Annotated in this window: 5 protein-coding genes and 1 pseudogene; 3 read left to right on the top strand and 3 right to left on the bottom strand. The window is 60.7% G+C overall.

The features are described from left to right. The 3 genes and pseudogenes from A3A5_RS41035 to A3A5_RS0108885 all read left to right on the top strand — a co-directional run. A pseudogene (locus A3A5_RS41035) lies at nucleotides 1-202 on the top strand (IS5/IS1182 family transposase); the annotation flags it as partial. Nucleotides 203-1,240: 1,038 nt separating this feature from the next. After that, on the top strand, nucleotides 1,241-1,867 hold the full coding sequence (locus A3A5_RS0108880; protein ID WP_018310243.1) for a tyrosine-type recombinase/integrase: 627 nt from the start codon (nucleotides 1,241-1,243) through the stop codon (nucleotides 1,865-1,867). Between the two features lie 666 nt (nucleotides 1,868-2,533). Further along, nucleotides 2,534-2,725 (top strand): hypothetical protein, encoded by a 192-nt coding sequence (locus A3A5_RS0108885; RefSeq protein WP_018310244.1) that lies wholly within the window; start codon nucleotides 2,534-2,536, stop codon nucleotides 2,723-2,725. A 412-nt stretch (nucleotides 2,726-3,137) separates the two neighbouring features. Here A3A5_RS0108885 and A3A5_RS0108890 read toward each other — a convergent pair whose 3' ends face one another. The 3 genes from A3A5_RS0108890 to ligD are packed head-to-tail and all read right to left on the bottom strand — an operon-like array spanning nucleotide 3,138 to nucleotide 7,379. Beyond that, complete coding sequence (locus A3A5_RS0108890) at nucleotides 3,138-3,953, bottom strand: tetratricopeptide repeat protein (RefSeq protein WP_018310245.1); 816 nt, start codon at nucleotides 3,951-3,953, stop codon at nucleotides 3,138-3,140. A gap of 2 nt (nucleotides 3,954-3,955) precedes the next feature. After that, nucleotides 3,956-4,861: a Ku protein gene (locus A3A5_RS0108895; RefSeq protein ID WP_018310246.1), complete on the bottom strand. Its 906-nt coding sequence runs from the start codon at nucleotides 4,859-4,861 to the stop codon at nucleotides 3,956-3,958. Between the two features lie 28 nt (nucleotides 4,862-4,889). Beyond that, nucleotides 4,890-7,379, bottom strand: a complete 2,490-nt coding sequence (gene ligD / locus A3A5_RS0108900; protein WP_035812107.1) for a DNA ligase D — start codon at nucleotides 7,377-7,379, stop codon at nucleotides 4,890-4,892. Nucleotides 7,380-7,712 lie beyond the last annotated feature (333 nt).

Here is a 7,712-nt window from a genome sequence, read left to right on the forward strand (position 1 = left end):
GATGCAATGACGGTTCGCAGGCGAACCGCATGTCTTCGGAACCTTCAAACATTGGATGGGCTACACGCACTTCCTGACGCGCACGCTACCGAATGTAGGTACTGAAATGAGCCTGCATGTTCTGGCGTACAACCTGAAGCGCGTCCTTCGAATTCTCGGGTTCTCGAAAACAATGACGGCAATGCGCCTGGTGGGTGCGTAAGCACCCATTTGCGCCTAAAAAATGGGCTGAAGATCGCCCTCAGGAGCTCATTGGCGCTGTTCGCACCCGTTTCGGCGTCGTCCCATGACCAGATTGGCCGAAAATTCGATAAGAGAGGAGACGCGCATTAGTGCGATTCGAGAGACGTTTCCACACGGCCTCGGTCGGGAACGGTCAACTACCTTTCGATCTCAGATGTCGCATGCCGGCCATCGGAGCCGACGTTCGAATGTCGGCGTTGAGCCGGGAACCAGCGTCCATAGTCCGAGACAACGGACTTTGGTGCATGGGATCATGTCGGGCGCATTGGTGGCGCAAGCCCCCCCGATCCTGGCCGATCAGGGCGTGTTTCTTGCTATCGTCACGGGCGTCGGCCCATCCTCCGCCGCCCGCGCCAAGCGTCACGCGTTCTGCGGGTAAACTCCCGGGGCCGGTGAGGGCTGCGGGGAAAATCCCGGATCCGGATCCCCGCCGCTCGGCTTGTATGTTGGCATAGCCTCCAGCCAACCTTTCATTTTCGCCAAGAAATCCGCCGCTCCTGGCGGCAACTCCGGCATTGGGGTAGGCAGCATAGCCATCCCTCCCCGTACGTTGCACATTTGCTTACGCTCGATCCCGTCGGCACGTGACAGGTCTGCGATTACCAATTGGCTTGGCATCTTTTCCTCCTACAGAAGTTGGGCGAACGCCGAATCTTTGACGCTCACGAGCGTATCGCAGAGACCGTGCCAGGGAGGAAGTGCGAGCCGTACTATGCCCACCAGGACAGGAGGAAGCCAATCGCGTTGGCTGCGCTCCAACAATTTCAACCGAACTGTTGGAGTGAACTGTTGGAGCCAACAGCTTCACTGGCAGGCCTACGTCTGCATTAGCCGGTGTCGAATGGCAGCTACGGGTTGCGGATTCAACCGGTCGATGCAACACACTGAAGGCTTTGCGAGCCTGAGGGGTGCTGCATCGACCGGTTGAATCCGCAGTCGGACAGCGACTATCCAGAGAAGTGCAGACTTGATCTCCCTTTGTAGAAAGGAGATCGTCATGGAACAGCTATATTCCCATCCCCGAATTCGCGTCCCTTGGAACAAGGGCAAACTCACCGGACAAAAGCCGCCATTGAAAGTCAGCGAGGTTTGGGCCATATGTACGCGACTGCAAATGACGTCGAACATACGCGAGCTAGGGATGTTCAACCTCGCGATTGACAGCAAGCTGCGAGCGTGCGACTTCACACGACTCCGCGTGCAAGACGTCTGCCACGGTAGCCAGGTCGCTACCCGGGCTACCGTGTTGCAGCAGAAGACTCAGCGACCGGTACAGTTTGAGATCACGGCTCCGACCCGTGAGAGTTTGGAGGCTTGGATCAAGGCTCGCCGATTGAGAGCGCCCGAGTTTTTGTTCCCGAGCCGGTTGCACTCTTCCCCGCATCTCTCGACCAGACAGTACTCGCGAATCGTACATCGCTGGGTTGCATCCATCGGTCTCGACGATACGGCGTACGGCACGCACACAATGCGACGCACCAAGGTCTCGTTGATCTACCGGCGCACAAAGAATTTGCGCGCCGTCCAGTTGCTGCTTGGGCACACCAAGCTCGAAAGCACCGTTCGATACCTCGACATCGAAGTAGACGATGCATTCGAAATGGCCGAGCAAACTGACGTGTGACAACCTGATGGCCGGCGAGCGGTCGCTTGCCGGCCAGCAAGCGACGTTGGTCATCGCGATCACCGAGTCATTCGAATGTCCGCTCCCTAGTGACAAGGGACTTTGGCCCGCCAACGACACACCTCACTTTCATCGGCCGAGCGGCTGTCCCGGCTTATCTGATTGAGAATGGTGAGCAGCGTCCTTTCCAGGCAGCACAGATCTTTGCCACGGCGGAAGCACTCTCGCTTCACATTGGGCTGGCTGGCCTGCCTGGGGAGCACGTTCGGGTCCTTCAGCTCTTTAATGGAGGCCACCGGGCCTTCAGCAGGCAGCACGGGTCTTGTGGGTCGGCAACCCAATCCCTTGCGCACGGCACTCCGGACCACGGTTATGGACTAGGTGAAGGCGCTGAAGGCCGGCGTCGTGATTGACGATGTCGCCCACCGAAATCTCACTCCATCGGGACCGTCTGGTACGGCCCAACGTAGAGACAGCGTCTGTTGGTTTCCCACCCACATCACGGTAGTCGAATCGTCGCCTATCGCGCCCCGTGGGCCCAATCCGTGGCGACGTACGCACACCAAGACACTGGCACGCGACATGCGATACGACTAGTGAGCAAGGGACACGGCAACTCGCTACATCCAATGCTCACTAACTCGACCTGAGCAAAGGAGCTTCATCATGGCTACCCAAACCAACGAACGCGCGACCATTGTCATTCATGACCTGCCGGCCATCGAAGTCCTGGATTGCGTCGAAATGTCCGCCATCAAGGGTGGCCAGATCGACCAGCGCCTCGCAGACTACATCCAGAACGTCTATCAGTACACCCATGACTGGGCAGGTGGCGCCCGCCCAGTCCCGAAGTACTGACCGCAGCGCCTTGCCGGCCGACTTCTTGCCATCGTGCGTTGGTCGGCCGGCATCCTATTGGCGATGTCGGCGCCGGCAGCGCCTATCAGCAAATGTGCATCAGCCCGGCGGGGTGATGCCGCCGTAGCCCATGCGCGGTCCTTCGGCGGCTACTCCGTAGCTTTTTGTTTTCGAGTCGCGCCTAGCGACCGGCCTGGCTTCTGGCGGCTCCTATCCTGTCAACGGACATTAATCTCAGCGCTGTCAAATGACAGAGAAGGGTCGGGAAACGACTGACGACTGCGAGACTGGCTGGCCTGCCGAGATTCCGAGCGCGCGCAGACATTCCTTCGGGCGCTGCAGGGCGAGCAGATGAAGGCCGAGCCGGCGCCCATTTAGTGCCGCGTGAACCGATGCCTTTCACCATGCTGACTCACCGGAGCGGCTCAAACCGCTTGTACTGATGAAAGTGTCGGATTGCGCGTTGATGGTCGCCTATCGCCTCGTGGAGCCGTGCGGCGTTGTAGTGCGCGTCCGCAAAATCGGGAGCCAGAGCGATACACGCGTGGTATTCGGCGAGCGCCCTCTCGACATGCCCGCTGTCTTCTAGCGCAACGGCAAGATTGAATCGAATCAATGGCCCGTCGACACCTCGGTCCAGCGCAGATCGATACAAGTCGACGGCATCCTCATAGCACGAACTGTCACACAGCAAGCACCCCAGATTCACGTATGCATCGACCAGACCGGGGTCAGCAGCTATTGCCTTGCGGTAGGCCCGCTCCGCCTCCTCTGGATCATCTCGTTCAAGGCCCTGCGCAATTTCGAACAAGTCATAGCCGTTCAAGTCGACGGTAACGGGCGACACCGGGTTAAGCCGGAGCACCGGCGCGGAGCGGTCAGGCGTTTCGAAGTCCATGATTCGCTGACCGGTTTCCGCATGCCATTGACCGTGCTCGTCCTTCACGGCCACCAATCCGCGAAGCGCCGTGATACGGATGCCGGTCAGAGGCCTGCCAGTGCCAAGCGCTTCCAGCCTCTTGATCGATCGGACGACGCGCCGAGTTGGCACATTCGCGGCGCGAAGAGATTGCGCCGTGCGAAACAGCAGCAAGTCCTGGAAGGAGAAGCGATACTGGTTCCCTGGCCCGCGGGCCGGCGTCACGATGCCAGATGCCACCATCGTATTGACCATTGAACGCGAAACGCCAGCCAACGTCTGCACGTCGCGCAATGTGAAGGACTGCATGTTCAGGCCTTCTTCGCGCGCTTTGGAATGGTTGCCACGTTGGTCGTGGTTCGCTTGGCGCTCTTGCGTGGTGCAGGTGACTCTGCGGCAGCCGCCTTTGCAGTGGCCGTTTTGGTCGCAGCCGCTGAGCGCTTGCCAGTGGACAAACTTTTCTTCAGCGCTTCGACGAGGTCGATCACCTGGCCAGACGGCGAAATCTCCACCGGCTCCGGAGAGACGATTTGCTTGCCGGCAATCTTCGCATCGATGGCGGCCAGCACGCGCTGCTTCTCCTCATCGCGATACTGGCTGGCATCGTAGTGGTCCTCGGACGCCTGCTCAATCAGTTGGATGGCGAGCTTCATTTCGGCATCGGATACGGCGACGTCTTCGATATGCAGATCGGCAATGGACCGAACTTCGTCCGCAAAGAGCAGTTGCTGAAACACGAGTCCGCCATCGATGGGTCGGATCTGGACCATGTGTGATTTGCCCTTGGACGCCCATTTCGCGATCGCACACTGGCCCGTCTTCGCCATGGCGGCACGCAGCAAACTGTAGGGCTTGCCACCACGCTTGTCCGGGGCGATGTAGTAGGTCTTGTCGTAGTAGATGGGATCGACGCCCGTCTCCGGCACAAACGCGACGATTTCGACGATATGGCTCGCTCCCTCCTCTAGCGCCTTGAGTTCGTCCGGACTGAAGATCACGAACTGGTCTTTCTCGAACTCGTAGCCCTTCACCATCTCCTCGCGCGGCACCACCTCCCGCGTTTGCTCCGATACGTATTGCTGCTTCAGTCGCGAGCCTTCCTTGCTGAGCAGATTGAAGCGCACCGCGGTCTCGGAATCCGTGGCGGTGTATAGCTTCACCGGGATCGAGACCAGGCCAAAAGAGAGGGAAAGCGAGGCAAGTGATCGCGCAGCCATAATGCTATCTCCACGTCACGAAAGACAATCACGACACCGTCAGCCCGAGAGCCTCCATGGCACCCCTGAGGCTCTGCGCCGTCGACCAGAAGTCACTCCATGGGTCGTTTGTCCGGAAGCTCAGGTACTCCCGGGCGTTTCGAACCGTCCATTGGTCGGCGCTTTTGAGCTGCGGCAGTTGATCCCATGATACTGGCATCGACACGCCCATGCCGGGGCGCGCACGCGCCGAGAACGCGACGGCGGTGGTCTGCGCAGTGCCATTACGCAAGTAGTCCACAAACACCCTGCCCTTACGGTTGCTCGCGCCTGACCTGGCCACGAAACGCTGAGGGAGAGCCTTCGTCAGGTGCAGCACTGCAGCGCGTGAGAAGGACTTCACAATGTCATAGTCCAGCTCGGTCGCCACCGGCACAACGACGTGCAGGCCTTTGCCGCCGCTGGTCTTGAGCCATGCTGCAAGCCCCAATTCGCCTAGCAGCGTCTGCACCAGTATCGCGGCCTCTTGGACGTGCTGCCACGACACGCCTTCCCCGGGGTCTAAATCGAAGATGACGCGGTCGGGGTGGGCAAGATTCGCGGCCGTGGAGTTCCATGTATGGAACTCGACCACATTCAGTTGCGCGGCCCCGACCAGCGCTTCGGCCGAGTCGATTGTCAGCAAGCGGCTATGCCCAGGCCACAGGGACGCCGGCTGCTCGGTCAGCCCCGGCAGCTTCGTGGTTTCGGCATGCTTCTGAAAGAAGACTTCTCCACCGATGCCATCGGGCGCGCGCAGAAGCGCCACGGGACGCGCAGCGAGATGCGGAAGCATCCAATCCGCCACGCTTTCGTAGTACCGCACCAGGTCGAGCTTGGTAATGCCGGTGGTCGCGTCAATCACTCGCTCGGGGTGGGTGACTTTCACGCCAGCGTGCGCTGTACCGGGATCGACCCGCACGGCTTCCCTGCGGACATCGCTCGCCGGTGTTTCGCTGCGCAGCGCCTTGAAAGACGCCTGCCGTATCTGCCCCGCCGGTGTCCAATCGGCAAACTCGACTTCGGCCACCAGGGACGGCTTGACCCAGTGCGGTGCACCTGTCCTGGTCGAGCCCCACCTGCTCCCCCGGGTTGAAACCGGTTGAAATGGCGCTGCGTCAATGGCCAGCTTCGCGAGCCGGGCCCGGAGTACGGCCGCGCTCTTGCTGTCCCATCCAGTGCCGACGCTGCCGGCAAAGCGCAATTGGGCATCCTCATAGACGCCCAGCAGCAGCCGGCCGATCTCCCCGGGCGCGCCTTCGCGGTCCCCGAAGCCGCAGATCACGAATTCCTGGCGCAGCCGGCATTTGGCCTTGAGCCAGTCGGCATTGCGGGAAGAGCTGTAGGCGGAATCCGCCCGTTTGAGCATCAGGCCTTCTAACCCGAGTTCCGCCGCGGCCTGGAAGACCTGCGGTGCCGGCGCCTCGAAACTCTCGCTGAAGCGAACGCGCTCGGAGCGGTCGTCGATGAGTCGCGCCAGATGAGCCCGGCGCTCGCGCAATGGCACGCGGCGAAGGTCACGCCCTTCCCAGTAGGGGACATCGAACACGAAGTAGAGGATCGATTCGTTGTGATGGCCATCGATCGCGTTCTGCAGCGCATTGAAGTCGGGTAGGCCGTCGCGCAGCACCACGATCTCACCGTCGATCCACCCTTCGGAGATGTCCAGCTTTTCGACTTCCTTCGCGAGACTGCCGAGCTTGCGGGTCCAGTCGTGGCCGTTGCGCGTGATCAGGTGAACCTTGGCGTCGATGATCCGGGACAAGAGCCGATATCCGTCGAACTTGGTCTCGATGATCCAGCCGGCGCCGCTCGGCAGTTTTGCCGTCGGCGTGGCCAGTTGCGGGGCCAGGCGCGATGGCGCCGGCGCCGGTACTGCGGCCGACAGATCGGCGGCGCGAGGCATCGAGGCGCTGGTGCTCTCCCGGTCTTCAACGGGGCCCAGTGGATGCGTGATGACGCTGTCAGGCAATGCTGAGATGACATCGAATTCCGCATGCGGCTTCGCCCATTGGTCTCGCTTCTTGAATAGCATCCACTGGTCGTCAGCATCGCCCGGCTTCGAGATTCGCACCAGTTCCCAGCGGCCGGCAAGCTTTTGGCCATGCAAGGCGAATTCGAGCTTGCCTTTCGCCATGCTCGCCTGCGCGTCCCCCACCGGCTCCCACGTGCCGTTGTCCCACACAATGACGGACCCGGCCCCGTACTGCTTCGGCGGGATAGTGCCTTCGAACTCCGCATATTCCACCGGGTGATCTTCGACGTGGATGGCGATGCGCTTGTCGGCTGGATCAAAGCTGGGGCCCTTGGGCACCGCCCAACTCAGCAGCACGCCGTCGAGCTCGAGGCGGAAGTCGTAGTGCAAGCGCTGCGCCCAATGTTTCTGGACGACAAAGCGCAACGGCGCCTTGGTCAAACGGTGTCGTGAACGCGCGGCCGGTTCAGCCGTGACCCGGAAATCACGTTTTTCTCGGTATCGCTCAAGGGAACCTCGTGCCATGGAAACAGCATAGGCGCACGCTCCCTCATCTCGTAGGCGGTGTATTCCTACACCTAGGAGCTCGTCGGAGTTGAGGTGAAGCGCGATTCAAAACATCAGGTTCATGACTGGGTTCGCGGCCGGATTGCGGGCTCATCTCAGTCGTCAAAACGCGATGAAGGTATTTGAAAGTGGATGAGGAAGGCAATCGGGCGATTAGGCGGCACAAAGAGCCCGCTGATCGGCCCTACACACCCCGTAATACGTTCATCCGCTTGATGTTCCACGCGAGCGCGACCAGCGACCATTCCGCCGCGACGTTGGACAGCCCGCGCAGCGAGAACTGCCGGAATC

Source organism: Cupriavidus sp. UYPR2.512 (assembly GCF_000379565.1).
Classification (GTDB): Bacteria; Pseudomonadota; Gammaproteobacteria; order Burkholderiales; family Burkholderiaceae; genus Cupriavidus.

Coding starts and splice junctions, on each gene's coding strand:
- A3A5_RS0108880 (WP_018310243.1), top strand. CDS start 1,241: ATGGAACAGCTATATTCCCATCCCCGAATTCGCGTCCCTTGGAACAAG.
- A3A5_RS0108885 (WP_018310244.1), top strand. CDS start 2,534: ATGGCTACCCAAACCAACGAACGCGCGACCATTGTCATTCATGACCTG.
- A3A5_RS0108890 (WP_018310245.1), bottom strand. CDS start 3,953: ATGCAGTCCTTCACATTGCGCGACGTGCAGACGTTGGCTGGCGTTTCG.
- A3A5_RS0108895 (WP_018310246.1), bottom strand. CDS start 4,861: ATGGCTGCGCGATCACTTGCCTCGCTTTCCCTCTCTTTTGGCCTGGTC.
- ligD (WP_035812107.1), bottom strand. CDS start 7,379: ATGGCACGAGGTTCCCTTGAGCGATACCGAGAAAAACGTGATTTCCGG.